At 33.7% G+C, this 15,216-nt stretch carries 13 protein-coding genes and 4 pseudogenes; 10 read left to right on the top strand and 7 right to left on the bottom strand.

The window, feature by feature from the left end:
* Positions 1 to 1,165 precede the first annotated feature (1,165 nt).
* Together IGL70_RS13815 and IGL70_RS13810 are read left to right on the top strand one after the other, a co-directional pair.
* Positions 1,166 to 1,252, top strand: a pseudogene (locus IGL70_RS13815) (single-stranded DNA-binding protein); the annotation flags it as partial.
* 553 nt (positions 1,253 to 1,805) lie between these two features.
* Positions 1,806 to 2,030: pseudogene (locus IGL70_RS13810) on the top strand (type II toxin-antitoxin system RelE/ParE family toxin).
* Positions 2,031 to 2,252: 222 nt separating this feature from the next.
* Here the strand turns inward: IGL70_RS13810 and tnpB are convergent.
* On the bottom strand, positions 2,253 to 3,401 hold the full coding sequence (tnpB, locus tag IGL70_RS13805) for an IS200/IS605 family element RNA-guided endonuclease TnpB (protein ID WP_002323589.1): 1,149 nt from the start codon (positions 3,399 to 3,401) through the stop codon (positions 2,253 to 2,255).
* 16 nt (positions 3,402 to 3,417) lie between these two features.
* Positions 3,418 to 3,822: an IS200/IS605-like element ISEfa4 family transposase gene (gene tnpA / locus IGL70_RS13800; protein WP_002287522.1), complete on the bottom strand. Its 405-nt coding sequence runs from the start codon at positions 3,820 to 3,822 to the stop codon at positions 3,418 to 3,420.
* Between the two features lie 358 nt (positions 3,823 to 4,180).
* On the opposite strand from tnpA, the gene IGL70_RS13795 reads away from it, so the two are divergent.
* Together IGL70_RS13795 and IGL70_RS13790 are read left to right on the top strand one after the other, a co-directional pair.
* Complete coding sequence (locus IGL70_RS13795) at positions 4,181 to 4,435, top strand: AbrB/MazE/SpoVT family DNA-binding domain-containing protein (RefSeq protein ID WP_096705444.1); 255 nt, start codon at positions 4,181 to 4,183, stop codon at positions 4,433 to 4,435.
* Entirely contained in the window at positions 4,436 to 4,753 is a 318-nt protein-coding gene (locus IGL70_RS13790; protein WP_002290394.1) for a type II toxin-antitoxin system RelE/ParE family toxin, read from the top strand.
* Between the two features lie 633 nt (positions 4,754 to 5,386).
* Here IGL70_RS13790 and IGL70_RS13785 read toward each other — a convergent pair.
* Positions 5,387 to 6,295, bottom strand: a complete 909-nt coding sequence (locus tag IGL70_RS13785; RefSeq protein WP_002326174.1) for an IS982-like element ISEfm1 family transposase — start codon at positions 6,293 to 6,295, stop codon at positions 5,387 to 5,389.
* A 218-nt stretch (positions 6,296 to 6,513) separates the two neighbouring features.
* Between IGL70_RS13785 and IGL70_RS13780 the strand changes: the two genes are divergently transcribed.
* Together IGL70_RS13780 and IGL70_RS13775 are read left to right on the top strand one after the other, a co-directional pair.
* Complete coding sequence (locus IGL70_RS13780) at positions 6,514 to 7,884, top strand: DUF4357 domain-containing protein (RefSeq protein ID WP_002324486.1); 1,371 nt, start codon at positions 6,514 to 6,516, stop codon at positions 7,882 to 7,884.
* A 20-nt stretch (positions 7,885 to 7,904) separates the two neighbouring features.
* Entirely contained in the window at positions 7,905 to 8,189 is a 285-nt protein-coding gene (locus tag IGL70_RS13775) for a YjcQ family protein (RefSeq protein WP_002303603.1), read from the top strand.
* A gap of 275 nt (positions 8,190 to 8,464) precedes the next feature.
* Here IGL70_RS13775 and IGL70_RS13770 read toward each other — a convergent pair.
* The 4 genes and pseudogenes from IGL70_RS13770 to IGL70_RS13755 all read right to left on the bottom strand — a co-directional run.
* Positions 8,465 to 9,028: pseudogene (locus IGL70_RS13770) on the bottom strand (IS30 family transposase); the annotation flags it as partial.
* A gap of 282 nt (positions 9,029 to 9,310) precedes the next feature.
* Complete coding sequence (locus IGL70_RS13765; protein WP_002293041.1) at positions 9,311 to 9,508, bottom strand: cold-shock protein; 198 nt, start codon at positions 9,506 to 9,508, stop codon at positions 9,311 to 9,313.
* 195 nt (positions 9,509 to 9,703) lie between these two features.
* The gene (locus tag IGL70_RS13760; RefSeq protein WP_010722054.1) at positions 9,704 to 10,657 is read right to left on the bottom strand and encodes an IS30 family transposase; all 954 of its coding nucleotides are present in this window, start codon (positions 10,655 to 10,657) and stop codon (positions 9,704 to 9,706) included.
* Positions 10,658 to 10,818: 161 nt separating this feature from the next.
* On the bottom strand, positions 10,819 to 11,499 hold the full coding sequence (locus IGL70_RS13755; RefSeq protein ID WP_001015311.1) for an IS6-like element IS1216 family transposase: 681 nt from the start codon (positions 11,497 to 11,499) through the stop codon (positions 10,819 to 10,821).
* A 61-nt stretch (positions 11,500 to 11,560) separates the two neighbouring features.
* On the opposite strand from IGL70_RS13755, the gene IGL70_RS13750 reads away from it, so the two are divergent.
* The 4 genes and pseudogenes from IGL70_RS13750 (at position 11,561) to IGL70_RS13735 (ending at position 15,204) form a co-directional block, all read left to right on the top strand.
* Positions 11,561 to 12,682, top strand: coding sequence for a primase C-terminal domain-containing protein (locus IGL70_RS13750; RefSeq protein WP_240187450.1), 1,122 nt, complete (start codon positions 11,561 to 11,563; stop codon positions 12,680 to 12,682).
* 308 nt (positions 12,683 to 12,990) lie between these two features.
* Positions 12,991 to 13,140 (top strand): annotated as a pseudogene (locus IGL70_RS13745) (IS1380 family transposase); the annotation flags it as partial.
* 559 nt (positions 13,141 to 13,699) lie between these two features.
* Positions 13,700 to 14,230 carry a DinB family protein gene (locus IGL70_RS13740; RefSeq protein WP_021400993.1) on the top strand — a complete coding sequence of 177 codons (531 nt, stop codon included), beginning with the start codon at positions 13,700 to 13,702 and terminating at the stop codon, positions 14,228 to 14,230.
* 68 nt (positions 14,231 to 14,298) lie between these two features.
* Positions 14,299 to 15,204 carry an aminoglycoside O-phosphotransferase APH(2'')-IVa gene (locus tag IGL70_RS13735; protein ID WP_021401024.1) on the top strand — a complete coding sequence of 302 codons (906 nt, stop codon included), beginning with the start codon at positions 14,299 to 14,301 and terminating at the stop codon, positions 15,202 to 15,204.
* Positions 15,205 to 15,216: the final 12 nt, after the last annotated feature.

The raw sequence follows: 15,216 nt of genomic DNA, 5'->3' as shown, positions 1-15,216 counted from the left end.
TGTAGATCCTCTACTTTCACGTTGTTTTATTTATGTAAAATTACCTACTCTTTTCGAAAATAGCAAAGATAAATAAAAAATGCAAACGCATTAAAACTGTTTTTTAATTAAATACTACCTAAAATCAGAAATAAAATGAATTATGTACTACCTTTAAAGTCATTAAGAACTACTTTAAATAAATATTATTTATAATTAAATACTACCAGAAAAACGTATGAATAAAATTTAGTTTTAAAATTAAAGATAATTAAGTACTACCAGTGTCAAAACAAAAAATAAATTAAGAACTACCTTATGCATATAAAACATACTACCATTACTAGTAATATATACTACCTTATTTCAGTAGTATATATTATATTATTCTTATAAGACAAGGCTTTAGGCTAGAAAACAATAGATTATATACTACTAAAAAATACAATAAGTACTACCAATGTCAGATATATATAATAATTATGTACTACCATTAAAATTAACTTATTTAATAAGATACTACTGTGTTAATCTGAAAAAAATTACTTTAAAGTAGTTACATACTACCTGTTAATTTAGATACTACCATTAATACTTAAATTAGATACTACCTATATTTATATTAAGTACTACCGTTCTAAGAATAAGATAATAAAAAAATACTACCAAATTGCAATTAAATACTACTTAAAATGTAAAAAATAAGAACTACCCAAATTAGGTAGTTCTTAATAAGAGAATATCAGATAAATTTGTACAAGTCATAAAAAAATTAATCTTAAATTTTTAAATATATATACTTGCTAATTATAAACTACTTTATTTAGGTAGTACATAATTAACAGATAAAACTACATGCTTGTAGTTTGTCTAGCTAATGAGTTGCATATGATTTATATAAAGGTGTGCAGCATAACTTAGTTGAAGTTAAGAGAATAGAATAAATATTTTTTGTTTTGCTAATAATTAAACACTACCTAAATATGGTAGTGTTTAATTATATAATATTCATTTTGTTACAAATAATCGTATTATAAAAGCATAACAATTGGGATAACTATTTTTTAGATTGTTTAAGTACTACTTAAATTAGGTAGTACTTAAATTTTGGTTTAAGGTAGTAGGTAATTAAGAAATGATATATATCTTCTTTTATAATAGAAGGGGAGAGGCCTAGTTAAAAGCAGCGACAATTAATAACAATGTATTTAATGCTTCACAAAATCCATTTGGTGGACAATGCATTGTTATTAGCGATGATCTACCGTTCTAAGTAGTTTTTTCTATTGGTTGCATTCGTGACTAATTATGGTACAATTATGAGTAACAAAGAGGTATTTCATTATATCACCAAACCCCATCAGCGTGCAGGCTGATGGGGTTTTTTTTACGTTTCTATATTATAGAATTAACGGGTAGGCTTACTGTCTTTTTTGGCAATTTTGCAATCAAGCCATTTGCAGAGGTAACTGCACACTACATCTGCAAGTGGCTTGATTGCAAAAACAAAATCAAAAAGGTATTTCATTATATCTCCTCCTCCCCTTGCCAGATTAGGCCGGGGTAGCAGACAGCAAAACTATTATAACATAACTGAAATACCTAAATGACATATACAGATATGATAATTTATGTATTGATTTTTCTAACAAAAGCACATATTTTAATATATACTACCTATTTTAGGTAGTATATATTTTTAGATACAATATCGATCAGTTTTGAGGAAATGAAATTCTAGATATTTTTTGCTACATAGAGTTACTTTCAATATTTTTTAACGTAATTAGGCAGAAGTCACTCATCCTCTATAGGTTTGTGATGAAATTGCCATTGATCCATTTAAGTAAGAGCAAAAAACTGGAGGTTTATCAGGTAATTGGTCTAATGGATTTAAGTATGCGGTCACCGTGTATAGAGTTGCTTATGAGATTCAAGAAAATAAAGTTATTCCAGTATTGCTATATGGAACACATAACAATTTTTATGAATTAGCCGAGAACACTCGCAACTTTATTCGTGTAGATGAATCGGCTTCGGTTGAGTTATAACTTTAGCTATATCAATCAACCGACCGACATATGTTAAATCTATATATAATAAAAATACCTACGTGAACTACTCACCACTTAGCTAAACCTGACGGTTCTTAACGCTTGAAGTGGGAGCTTCTTGGGAATAGAGCATACTTGATAGCGTATTTCTTTACTAACAGCGGTGTCTCTTATTTACCAAGCTATCCCCGTAGTTCCTACGGTTCTTGATGATTGGATCTAAGCCAATCCCATAGAATGTAGTCTTAGACCTTCGGTCAGAATATTGATACTAGCATTGATATCACGATCATGATGAGTATGACAAACAGGACAAGTCCATTCTCGAATTTCAAGAGATTTCTTGCCATCTTTATGTCCGCACTCTGAACAAATCTGACTAGACGGAAACCATTTATCTACTTTGATGATTTTTCGTCCATACCAGTCAGCCTTGTATTGTAATTTAGTCACAAACTTTGACCAAGAAACATCAGAAATACTTTTAGCTAATTTATGATTTCGCAACATACCTTTTGTGTTTAAGTCTTCAATACAGATAATATCGTGATTTTTGATCATTTCTGTACTCAACTTATTCAGAAAATCAGTACGTTGATTCATTACTTTTTCATGCAATCTAGCTACTTTGCGTTTTTGTTTTTGATAATTTTTAGCTTCAAATAGATTGGTACCTTTATTTTTAGCCAATAAAGCACGCCTAGACAATTTGCGTTGTTCACGCTTTAGTTTCTTTTCCATTTTGGACGTGAATTTATTATTATCAATTTTTTGTCCATCAGAAAGAATCGCAAAGTCCATAATACCTAAGTCAATACCAATTGTGGAATTAGTTTTAGGTAATTCGATAATTTCTTCTTTACACAACAAAGAAATATAGTATTTACCGCTAGAATGACGTGATATTGTAGCAGATTTGATAATCCCTTTTGGTTGTCTATGAAGCTTAATTCTTACTAATGACTTCAATTTAGGAACTTTGATGAATTTACTATCAATCAAAGCAATTGTACCATTTTGATTATTCGTTGTATAACTCTGAACAGGATTTTTCTTACTTTTGAAACGTGGAAATCCAACGGATTTATCCCGAAAAAAATTCTTGTATGCTTTATCTAAATTAAGTTGGGCATTGGCTAAAGCAAGGCTATCAATTTCTTTCAAAAACGGAAATTCTTTCTTGTATTTAGCTGGTGTCGGAAAAGTCATTTTTTTAGAAGAATCATTTTTAACTTCTTCATACGCCTTTTTTCGGTCATCAAGCATTAGATTGTAGACCTTACGGACACAACCAAAAGATTTGGCAAAGAAGATTTCTTGTTCCTCTGTTGGATAGATTCTGAATTTGTATGCTTTTAGTTGTTCCATAAAGTTCACCTACTTTCTATTTATGATTGTTTCCTTGATTTTGGATATACTTCTTAATCACATCAATTGGTGCGCCACCAGTTGTCAGAAGACAAAAGCTTTTAGACCAGAACATTTCTTTCCAAAGAAATTGTTTGACTCTTGGAAAGTCACGTTTTATCAATCTTGAGCTGGCACTTTTATAGGCATTGATGAATTTTGTCAATTCTGTTTTAGGTTGAGCTTTGAACATAATATGAACGTGGTCTTTATCATGATTCCACTCCACTAAAGTAATGTGATACGATTCTGAAATTCTTTCAAAAGTAGTTTTGGCATAATCAGATATTTCATCATCAATCACTTGTCTACGATATTTCGTTACTAAAACAAGGTGGTAATAAAGAAGAAATACTGAATGATTATTTGTATCTAATTCCATGTTATATCAACTCATTTCTTGTATAGACTGATTGTAACATGGGACAAAATAAAAAGGCAATACGCCTTAGTTGTCGGTCTTCGAGTTACCAACGGTAACCCTCATACCGAACGGCATTCATCACCCACCTATAGAGGATGGGCGACTTCTGCCTAATTCTGTTAAATGGATGTTAACGGAAGTGTATGGTGAGTAGTTCACTCGTATTTTGATATCGTTTGTATATGTTTTCAGCGTTCTAAGTGGCTTATTTTGTCCAATAATAATATGGAGTGGAATCCCTTAAGAAACACCGTTGGCAATTGTTGTTATAACATGTTATAATTTATTCATCAAAAACTAAAAGGAGTGTGATAACATGGGAAAAGAACTAAAGGTTAGAAAGATCGGCAATAGCGTGGGAGTGATCCTTCCAAGCTCTCTTGGATTAAGAAGCGGAGACATTATCCAAGCCAAACAAGAAGGCAACTTATTCATATTAGATACTACTCAAATAGCAAAAGAACACGATCGCAAATTGATTGAAGAAAGTTTCCAAGACTTTGAGAAAGGTTTAACAGTTTCAGAAATTGAAATGGTAAAAGCTTTCGGAAAATACGGCTGGAGTGAATAGATGAAAGAGTACACGCTAGTTTATTCTAAAAGTTTTCAGACCAGCCTTGAAACGATAATAGAAGAATGGGAAAATGAGCTTGCTCTTTCTCCAGCCAGCATAAAAAGATTTGTAGGTGCGATCCAGAAGGCTTTAGAACTAACCAAAAATTTTCCAACTATGCATGAGGAAGTTTCCGAAATCTATGGAATGGATATCCCAACATATCGGATCGTGATCGGCAAAAGCTATGCCTTATTTTATCGGATCGACCATGAAAAAAAAGAGATACTTGTAGGACGTATTTTCCAATCTAAACAAATGAAACTAGGCTTTTAACAATAATTAGGAAAAAGTCGCTCATCCTCTACAGGTGGGTGATTAATGCCGCTCGATATGGTTGTTAACCGTCGGTTACTCGAAGATTGATATATAAGACTTAGTACCTTTTTATTTTGCTCCATGTTATGGCCGAAGGTCTAAAGATACAATCATTAGTCTAGAGAAAAATTAAGAACCGTAGGAACTACGGGGATCGCTTGGTGAATAAGAGACACTGCTATTAGTGAAAAAATAAGATATCAAGTACGCTCTATTCCCAAAAATTTCGTGACTTTACTCATGAGAGGTTCAAGTAGTATATTTTTAATCAAAATTGACGTAACTTTTAATAAATACTACCTAAATAAGGTAGTATTTATTTTTGTGTTTTAAAAGAGGAAGTCCAATATATCTATGGGAAACTTCTTAAATATTATGTTGGTACATGAAAATATACTTCCCTGCTAGACTATTTACAACATTTTACTTTGTACGTATTCTTGTTTTAAAAGGAATGGGATAAAATATAGGTACAATAACTATTTGATGCTAAATATAATTAATGGAGGAGAGATAGTGAACATACTTAATGAAAAAAGATATGTATGGTTTGCTGGTAAAAAATATATTAACCCGTGGTGCTAGTTAATTTTAATATCCTAAAGAATATCTCAAAGTTCCTTCAAAACGTCGTTGTGCTCGACTTAATAGAACACTGTAAGCCAGTAATATGCTTTCAAATCTACTCTCTAGCCCTTTAACAGAACGTGAGTTGAAATTTTGACAACCTAATTTTTCTAAGGAAGAAAAAACAGTCTCAACTGTTTTTCTTTGTTTTCCAAGTAAGCTGTGGTCTAGTTTTTCTGATTTATCCATGTTTTTACGTGGCGGAACGGATATAGTAATGCCCTTAAGGGCAAGCTTTTCATGGATTTTATGGCTAATATATCCTTTGTCCCCTAGGATATTGGGAAGATTCGCTTCTTCCGATAAAGTCTCTAACACTTTCACGTCATGGACACCTGGATTCGTGATTGAGTAAGTAATCGGAAAGCCAGTCTTAGTAACGATCATATGAATTTTAAGACCATAAAAATAAGATTTTTTTGTTGAGTTATAGCCAACTTTGGCTATTTGATTCAATAGTTTTGCTTGTCTATTTCTAACTGGTTTACATAATTGACTAGGAAAACTATCTATAATTCCGACTAGTTCACCTTTGGTGAGCTTCTTGATGAAAAAGTATCGAATAATCTTGATAGTGTAAGCTAAGTTTGAACTTAAGCGAGTGAATCGACTCCTACTAGGAAAGTCACCATTAAGAAATAAGACGGAACAAACCGCTCTATACGTGGCTCTTTGGCTAGTATAGCCATTAATTATGCCCCATATAACACAAGCAATAATCACTGTATCGCGTTGCTTCAGTTGATCAGTATTTCTTCGGTTTTTAATCTTATCTGGTACACAATTGTGGTATATGTTAGAAACAGTTCTCATAATTTCCTTGAATGTTATAAAAGTATCTGTATAATGTTCAGTATATTTTGATGAACGCATATGTAGTCCTCATTTCTTGGGAGTTTTGAGACTACTATATGCGTTTTTTGTTGATTTACCAACATGTTTAGACATTTTCCTCTAGGAAAAAATTAACTAGCACCACGCGTATTGTTTATATTAAATTAGATGACCGTGATAATGCACAGCAAATTTTTGAAAGTATCAATTCTACCGGTGAAAGATTGACTGCCTCGGATTTGATTCGAAACTTCATCATGATGGATAAATCTAATGAAGAGCAGACTACGCTTTATACTAAATATTGGCGTAGGTTGGAAGAAGTCTTTGATAATTCTAAAGGAATGGAAGACTTTTTCAGATACTACCTTGCTGCAATAACTGGGGAGTATTCAGCAAAGCATATTCTTTATCAAGCATTCAAAGACTATTGGCATAAAGAGCGCGATGTATCAAGTGATGCCGAATTGCTCCAAAAATTAGTGCGATATGCTGGTTATTTTGCGAGACTTTACTATAACAAACCTGAAGGAAAATACTCAGAAGTATTGAGCGATTTCCAAAGTATGGAAAGTATGATGCCTGCACCTTTTGTTTTGGGATTATCTGAATGGTACTATCATGACCAATTTATCACTGAAGACCAATATATTGATGCGATTAAGGTAGTGAATGATTATCAGCTTAGGAGATATTTTAATGGGGATGATACAAGCAGAGTGTCAAAAGCATTTCCTTCATATTTGAAAAGTGTTAGGAAGTACGCTAAAGCTAATGGATATGAAAATATCGTTGATATTGTAATTTATGTTCTTGTTACTAGAAATCAATCAAATAATATGGCACTTCCATCTGACAAGGCATTGAAATCTAATCTATTGAATGCCAATGCTTATGCGATGAGATTGGCCCGTTGGTTACTTGAAAAAATAGAGAATCGAGAAAATTCAGCAACACTTGATATGAGTAACTTGTCCATTGAACACATCATGCCACAGACTAGTACTTCATATTGGGAAGAGAAGGCTGGTACATCGGGGGAAGAATACACAGGATTAGTAAATACCATTGGTAATTTAACACTCGTTACAAATCCTGATAATTCGGCCGCGGGAAATAAAGACTTTGAGACCAAAAAGAAAATCTTTGAAGATACCCTTCATATTCGTATGAATAAAGATTTGTACGAATTGACTGAGTGGACATCATCGGATATTTCTGCCAGAAGTGAAGCTCTAATCAATGAACTGATTACTATGTATCCCTATTTGAGATCGTCGGGCGACTATGAACACGATGGGAATAGGGAAATTTTCTTAGAGGCGCAAGGAATAAAAGCAACTGGGTATTTGAACGAAGACGAGACCGTGATTATACATTCAGGTTCAGAAATTTATTCTAAGATTAAAGATATTGCATCTGATTCGCTAGATGAAACTCGCCAAGAGCTGTTGGATAATGGAATCATTGAAGAAACAATTGGGGGACTACAATTTGTTCAAGATTACACTGCCTCATCTGTTTCGAATGCAGCAGCTCTGCTATTAGGGGGTAGCCGGAATGGTTGGGACTACTGGAAATATGATAACGGAATAAGTATTAATGATTCGCTAAGAAATAAGAAATAGAGCATAGAGGTGGTGTTAGGTTGGATAAGAACAAACTAAGATATGCAATTCTTAAATTGCGTGATGAAAAAAAGAATCCTTTTATTGAGCTTAAAGGGCAAGTTCCAGAAGAAGATATTTTAGAACAAACTAAATTTCTTTCGCGCAATGGCTTACTAGAATCCATGGTTTGGGCGGATAACACTGTTCATATCTGGGGGAGTGTTTCTCTGGAAGGGGAAAAATATTTAGTTGAAAACTCAGGTCTTGCTAAGGCGTATGCATTGGCAAAAGAAGTTAAAAATTGGATTCCATTTTGGGGCTAAGATAAGTTTTTAAACGGAGAAGGTAGCAAATCATAATTGGTTTGTTGCCTTTTTTGATTGCCCAAAAAGAAAAATGACAAAGTATAGAGATAAATGACATAGTACACGGGAAAAATGACATTGTATCACCGACAACGTCTAAATAGATGTTGATATATATACGTTCCGTACAAATAATTATAAAAATTTAAATGATTTGAGTAGAAGTATCAGTGAATATCTCAAGGGGAATAGCTATCTCAAGATTCGATTTTCACATATTATTATTTGTCAAATTAAGCGAGACAAAACTTTCCATTTACGTAACTCAAAAAAACTTCTAATGGTGTTTGGTAATTTAGTGATTTTCTAGGGATATGGTTTCTTTTGGACGCAACGGATGAGATGAATCCTTGATTGACTTGGTTGAAGTCCATTTCTTTTGGTAGTCCATCTTTTCGGAGGAGTCCGTTTGAATGTTCATTTAATCCCCGTTGGGAAGGCGTTCCTGGGTCTGCGAAATAAATATCAATATCATTCGTATTACTAATACTTTTCCAATTAGAGAATTCTTTTCCACAATCAAAGGTAATTGATTTGAAAAGATTTTTGGGTACGGATTGAAGCCATTCATTAATCGAATTTTCAATATCAACTGCCTTACGGCCTTCTGGTTTCAAGGCGATAATGGCTTTTGAAAGTCGCTCAACGAGCGTGATGACGGCACTTTTATGGTGGATGCCGACAATCGTATCACCCTCTAAATGTCCAAATTCTTCTTCGAAAACGACATAATCTTTTTTACGCTCAGAAATATTTCTTTTGAATGCCTGTTTTCCACGTTTTTCCTTATAACCATTTCATTGTGATCCACCTCTTTTGTTTATTAGTTTAAACCATCAAACCATTTTTAATAAAATATGTAAATTCCTTTGCTCAAAAAAGTAGCTTCTTTACGATTCGACAATTTCAAATAAAGCAGGTAAAAACTGGCTGTCAGAAAATAGCCAAACTGAAGCAAAAAATAATGTTAAAATTAATTAATGAACGAAAAAAATCCCTCACCTAATATTACGGTGAGGAATTTTTTCTACCGACATAAACAAAAAAACCACCTCATATGAGGCGGTTAACGTTCAACATTATTTTACGATATTTACTGCTTGAGGACCACGTTGTCCTTCTTCAATATCATAAGTAACTGCTTGGCCTTCATCTAAAGACTTAAAGCCTTCTCCTTGGATTGCTGAGAAATGAGCGAATACGTCATTTCCATCTTCACCAGTGATGAAACCAAAACCTTTATCTGAGTTAAACCATTTTACTGTACCGTTATTCATATATATTTCCTCCTGATACGTATATAATACGTGTTTTATTGCAATTAATATTACTTGGTAAAAGGAGTTTTTATAGTGTGAATATATCGCTCAGATTACGTTTCAAATTAGATTACTTATTTACTATAACACGGATGTAATGCTAACACAAGGATAATCACTCGATATACGGTTTAAATATTATTATTTGTCAAATTAAGCGAGACAAAACTTTCCATTTACGTAACTCAAAAAAACTTCTAATGGTGTTTGGTAATTTAGTGATTTTCTAGGGATATGGTTTCTTTTGGACGCAACGGATGAGATGAATCCTTGATTGACTTGGTTGAAGTCCATTTCTTTTGGTAGTCCATCTTTTCGGAGGAGTCCGTTTGAATGTTCATTTAATCCCCGTTGGGAAGGCGTTCCTGGGTCTGCGAAATAAATATCAATATCATTCGTATTACTAATACTTTTCCAATTAGAGAATTCTTTTCCACAATCAAAGGTAATTGATTTGAAAAGATTTTTGGGTACGGATTGAAGCCATTCATTAATCGAATTTTCAATATCAACTGCCTTACGGCCTTCTGGTTTCAAGACGATAATGGCTTTTGAAAGTCGCTCAACGAGTGCGATGACGGCACTTTTATGGTGGATGCCGACAATCGTATCACCCTCTAAATGTCCAAATTCTTCTTCGAAAACGACATAATCTTTTTTACGCTCAGAAATATTTCTTTTGAATGCCTGTTTTCCACGTTTTTCCTTATAACCATTTGGTTTTCGTTTTCCTTGCATCGGTAAATGTAAAACATTGAATTCTCCCGTCTTAAACCGGCGATAGAGGGTACTTACTGAACAAGAGAAGGTTCGCTCTGCACGGCCAATAATGACGTCTGGGGTCCAACCTTCAGTTGATCTTTTTGCAATGTATTCTTTTTCCTCAGCAGGAAAAATGATTTCGGTTCTCCCACAACGTCGCTTATTTTCTTTGTATTGTTCAAAGTATTCAAGTGCTGTTCCACCACATTTGAGAAAGTTATAGACATTGTAAATTGTTTGGCGTCCACGTTTAAGCTGCTTCGCAACGATGGCAACCGGAGTTTCTTGATGAAAATATGCTTCTATCATTACAAGCTCGTTTGGTGTAAGATGGGTATAAGTCATTTATGTTCACTCTCCTTGTATGCTTTAGCGGGTATTACAATTTGAGTGTAACATAAATGGCTTTTTTATTTGTCTCGCTTAATTATACAAACGGCGTTTTATAAAGCGGTTCTGTTGCAAAGTTTTAAATAAAGAATAAAATCCCTTACGGTATCTATGATTTAAGCTGGGATTCCCAATAATACCTTGATTTCAGTACAGACCGAAAACCCGAAGAGAGTGCCTTCTTTTCGGGTTTTCTTATATAATCCTCGAATGGCTTCCATGCCTTTAATCGTGGTAGAGGCAGTGCGTAAACTTCGATAGAATTTATTGCGTCTCTTTACTGGACGATGGTCTTGTTCAATCAAATTATTCAGGTATTTAATGGTACGATGTTCTGTCCCTTGATAAAAGCCGTATTCTTTTAGTTTCTTAAAGGCACTTGTAATAGAGGGGGCTTTATCTGTGACTACAACCTTCGGTTCATCAAACTGCTTCACTAACCGCTTAAGAAAAGCATAGGCTGCTTGTGTGTCCCGTTTTTTACGTAACCAAATATCCAAGGTTAAACCATCTGCATCGATGGCTCGATACAAATAATGCCATTTTCCTTTAATTTTGATGTACGTTTCATCCATTTTCCATGAATAAAAGGATTTTTTATTTTTCTTTTTCCAAATTTGATAGAGTAGTTTGCCATATTCTTGCACCCAACGATAAATCGTCGTATGAGAAACGTTAATGCCACGATCATATAAGATTTCTTGAACCTCACGATAGCTAAGGTTATAACGAAGATAGTAGCCCACGGCTACAATAATCACATCCTGCTGAAATTGCTTTCCTTTAAAATGATTCATCGTCATTCCTCCTGCTATCTTTTTCTATTATTCTACCTTATTTGATAGTAGATTTAAAACTTTGCAACAGAACCATTTAGGTTTTATGCCTACGTTAATTATCAAATCTGATAAAGGTTATCAAGCATATTTTGTTTTAGAAACGCCAGTCTATGTGACTTCAAAATCAGAATTTAAATCTGTCAAAGCAGCCAAAATAATCTCGCAAAATATCCGTGAATATTTTGGAAAGTCTTTGCCAGTTGATCTAACGTGCAATCATTTTGGGATTGCTCGTATACCAAGAACGGACAATGTCGAATTTTTTGATCCCAATTACCGTTATTCTTTCAAAGAATGGCAAGATTGGTCTTTCAAACAAACAGATAATAAGGGCTTTACTCGTTCAAGTCTAATGGTTTTAAGCGGTACAGAAGGCAAAAAACAAGTAGATGAACCCTGGTTTAATCTCTTATTGCACGAAACGAAATTTTCAGGAGAAAAGGGTTTAATAGGGCGTAATAACGTCATGTTTACCCTCTCTTTAGCCTACTTTAGTTCAGGCTATTCAATCGAAACGTGCGAATATAATATGTTTGAGTTTAATAATCGATTAGATCAACCCTTAGAAGAAAAAGAAGTAATCAAAATTGTTAGAAGTGCGTATTCAGAAAACTATCAAGGGGCTAATAGGGAATACATTACCATTCTTTGCAAAGCTTGGGTATCAAGTGACTTAACAAGTAAAGAGTTATTTGTCCGTCAAGGGTGGTTTAAATTCAAGAAAAAAAGAAGCGAACGTCAACGTGTTCATTTGTCAGAATGGAAAGAAGATTTAATGGCTTATATTAGCGAAAAAAGCGCGATAGATAAGCCTTATTTGGTGACGACCAAAAAAGAGATTAGAGAAGCGTTAGGCATTCCTGAACGGACATTAGATAAATTGCTGAAGGTACTGAAGGCGAATCAGAAAATTTTCTTTAAGATTAAACCAGGAAGAAATGGTGGCATTCAACTTGCTAGTGTTAAATCATTGTTGCTATCGATCATTAAAGTAAAAAAAGAAGAAAAAGAAAGCTATATAAAGGCGCTGACAAATTCTTTTGACTTAGAGCATACATTCATTCAAGAGACTTTAAACAAGCTAGCAGAACGCCCTAAAACGGACACACAACTCGATTTGTTTAGCTATGATACAGGCTGAAAATAAAACCCGCACTATGCCATTACATTTATATCTATGATACGTGTTTGTTTTTTCTTTGCTGTTTAGTGAATGATTAGCAGAAATATACAGAGTAAGATTTTAATTAATTATTAGGGGGAGAAGGAGAGAGTAGCCCGAAAACTTTTAGTTGGCTTGGACTGAACGAAGTGAGGGAAAGGCTACTAAAACGTCGAGGGGCAGTGAGAGCGAAGCGAACACTTGATTTTTTAAGTTGCTATCATTTATAGGTCAATAGAGTATACCTTTATTTAACTATGTCTTTATTATGAATGTTTCCATATTGTGAATATAGGCAGCAGATAAAGACATTTCGCTTGAAATACGTTTTTCTTGCGGCCAAAATTATCAAAACAGCTAGGTCTGTGATTATGAAGCTCTCAAGCAAATATCCTTATCAAGAGGTGTATAAAAAATGTATCTGCTTAGAGTCGTAACGATTGATAAATTGGCGCTTGAATCGCTTGAATGAATCGAGTGGTTTATTAATTGAACCTAGAATTGTGATATTTGCAACTTAATTGAGAATAATGGGTATATCTTATTCAAATGTGTTGAGGAAGGGGTGTGAATAATGTTAAAATGTAGGAGTAACTACTTGAATTCTTCGTAGGTTCAGCGAAAATATCGATTTTTAATGGTTTTCGTAAAACAACGTGGAATTTAGGTATTTAATAAATGCTTTATTTATAGGATTCAGAACAAAAAAAGTTTGTGAATAAACCTCATTTCAGAGGAATTGGGTGTTATTAATATGAAAGATACATTTAATCTCTCGTCAGACAGGCACCTGACTGATAAGGAACGATCATTAGTCTCGCCTAAACTTTCTGCTATTTTGGGAGCAGACATAAAACAGATGATGGAAGGTGAAATTATATCCGGTACAAAGTCCAGTTTTAAGAGTCCCACTTCTCAAGAGTGGTAAATTGTATGTTTATTGTATAGATCATGGACTTTTTGTCTATAATGACAATTTAAAAGGGGAAATTAGTAATGAAAAGCTTTCAGATAAGAGATAGCATCTTATTTCAGTTAGACATGTGCTGGCAGCTCTATAAATACCATACGGAAAATCTGGAAGAAGCAGAAGCATACTGGGCGTACAGCTTCGAAAGCCTTCAGGTACGAAAGGTAAATGATGGTTGGATCATAGACTGGCCGGAAAGTGAGAGCTATGAAATGGGACCGATGAGTATAGCCTGGTTAATGTGGCATATCATATATTGGTGGTCCACTGCATTAGATTACAACTTTGGAAATGGATCGATAAAAAAAGAAGATATCACATGGCCTGGAAGTATAGAAAACGCTAAAGAAGTCATAGAATCCCTGCACGAGAAATGGGTATCTAAATTAAGTGAGTTATCCGATGGGGAACTTTTAATGAAACACAATGCTAAATGGCCATTAGATGAGAGGAACTTTGCAGATACTGCACTTTGGTTAAATGCAGAGTTAATGAAAAATGCTGCAGAGATAGGTTATGCAAGATTTTTATATGGAAATAGCATGAAACAAAAATGAATTAACTATAATTACTAAATTCTTATTTACAGTCAATCAGATTTTTGATTAAAAGGAGTAGAGAAGTCATGAGAACTTATACTTTCGACCAGGTAGAAAAGGCAATAGAGCAGTTATATCCTGATTTTACTATCAATACAATAGAGATTTCAGGAGAAGGCAATGACTGTATTGCATATGAAATAAACAGGGATTTCATTTTTAAATTTCCAAAGCATTCAAGAGGATCTACTAATCTTTTTAATGAAGTAAATATACTCAAAAGAATCCACAATAAATTACCCCTCCCCATTCCGGAGGTGGTTTTTACAGGAATGCCATCAGAAACGTACCAAATGTCTTTCGCAGGTTTTACAAAAATTAAAGGAGTACCATTGACACCTCTTCTACTCAATAATCTGCCGAAGCAATCTCAAAATCAGGCAGCTAAGGACCTGGCCCGATTTCTAAGTGAACTTCACAGCATAAACATCTCTGGATTCAAAAGTAATCTGGTATTAGATTTTCGAGAGAAGATAAATGAAGATAATAAAAAAATCAAAAAGTTACTATCCAGGGAATTAAAGGGTCCCCAGATGAAGAAAGTGGATGATTTTTACAGGGATATTCTAGAGAACGAAATCTACTTCAAATACTATCCTTGTCTTATTCATAACGATTTTAGCAGTGATCATATTTTATTTGATACCGAAAAAAATACTATTTGTGGAATAATCGATTTTGGAGATGCAGCTATTTCTGATCCCGACAATGATTTTATAAGTTTGATGGAAGATGATGAAGAATACGGCATGGAATTTGTATCAAAAATATTGAACCATTACAAACATAAGGATATACCGACAGTTTTGGAAAAATATAGGATGAAAGAAAAATACTGGTCGTTCGAAAAGATTATCTATGGAAAGGAATATGGTTATATGGATTGGTATGAAGAGGGATTAAATGAAATCAGAAGCATTAAAATTAAATAGATATTTAATATA

The sequence above is a fragment of the Enterococcus sp. DIV0901a genome, assembly GCF_051711525.1.
Taxonomy (GTDB): domain Bacteria; phylum Bacillota; class Bacilli; order Lactobacillales; family Enterococcaceae; genus Enterococcus_B; species Enterococcus_B faecium.
The sequence above is the reverse complement of the archived record's forward strand: the minus strand, read 5'-3'. Positions and strand labels throughout refer to the sequence as shown.

Bases quoted from the DNA above. Each gene is read 5' to 3' on its own strand.
- IGL70_RS13740 (WP_021400993.1), top strand. From the start codon at position 13,700: ATGAAAAGCTTTCAGATAAGAGATAGCATCTTATTTCAGTTAGACATG.
- IGL70_RS13790 (WP_002290394.1), top strand. From the start codon at position 4,436: ATGAAAGAGTACACGCTAGTTTATTCTAAAAGTTTTCAGACCAGCCTT.
- tnpA (WP_002287522.1), bottom strand. From the start codon at position 3,822: ATGGAATTAGATACAAATAATCATTCAGTATTTCTTCTTTATTACCAC.
- IGL70_RS13795 (WP_096705444.1), top strand. From the start codon at position 4,181: ATGGGAAAAGAACTAAAGGTTAGAAAGATCGGCAATAGCGTGGGAGTG.
- IGL70_RS13780 (WP_002324486.1), top strand. From the start codon at position 6,514: ATGATGGATAAATCTAATGAAGAGCAGACTACGCTTTATACTAAATAT.
- IGL70_RS13755 (WP_001015311.1), bottom strand. From the start codon at position 11,499: ATGAATCATTTTAAAGGAAAGCAATTTCAGCAGGATGTGATTATTGTA.
- IGL70_RS13735 (WP_021401024.1), top strand. From the start codon at position 14,299: ATGAGAACTTATACTTTCGACCAGGTAGAAAAGGCAATAGAGCAGTTA.
- tnpB (WP_002323589.1), bottom strand. From the start codon at position 3,401: ATGGAACAACTAAAAGCATACAAATTCAGAATCTATCCAACAGAGGAA.
- IGL70_RS13785 (WP_002326174.1), bottom strand. From the start codon at position 6,295: ATGCGTTCATCAAAATATACTGAACATTATACAGATACTTTTATAACA.
- IGL70_RS13765 (WP_002293041.1), bottom strand. From the start codon at position 9,508: ATGAATAACGGTACAGTAAAATGGTTTAACTCAGATAAAGGTTTTGGT.
- IGL70_RS13760 (WP_010722054.1), bottom strand. From the start codon at position 10,657: ATGACTTATACCCATCTTACACCAAACGAGCTTGTAATGATAGAAGCA.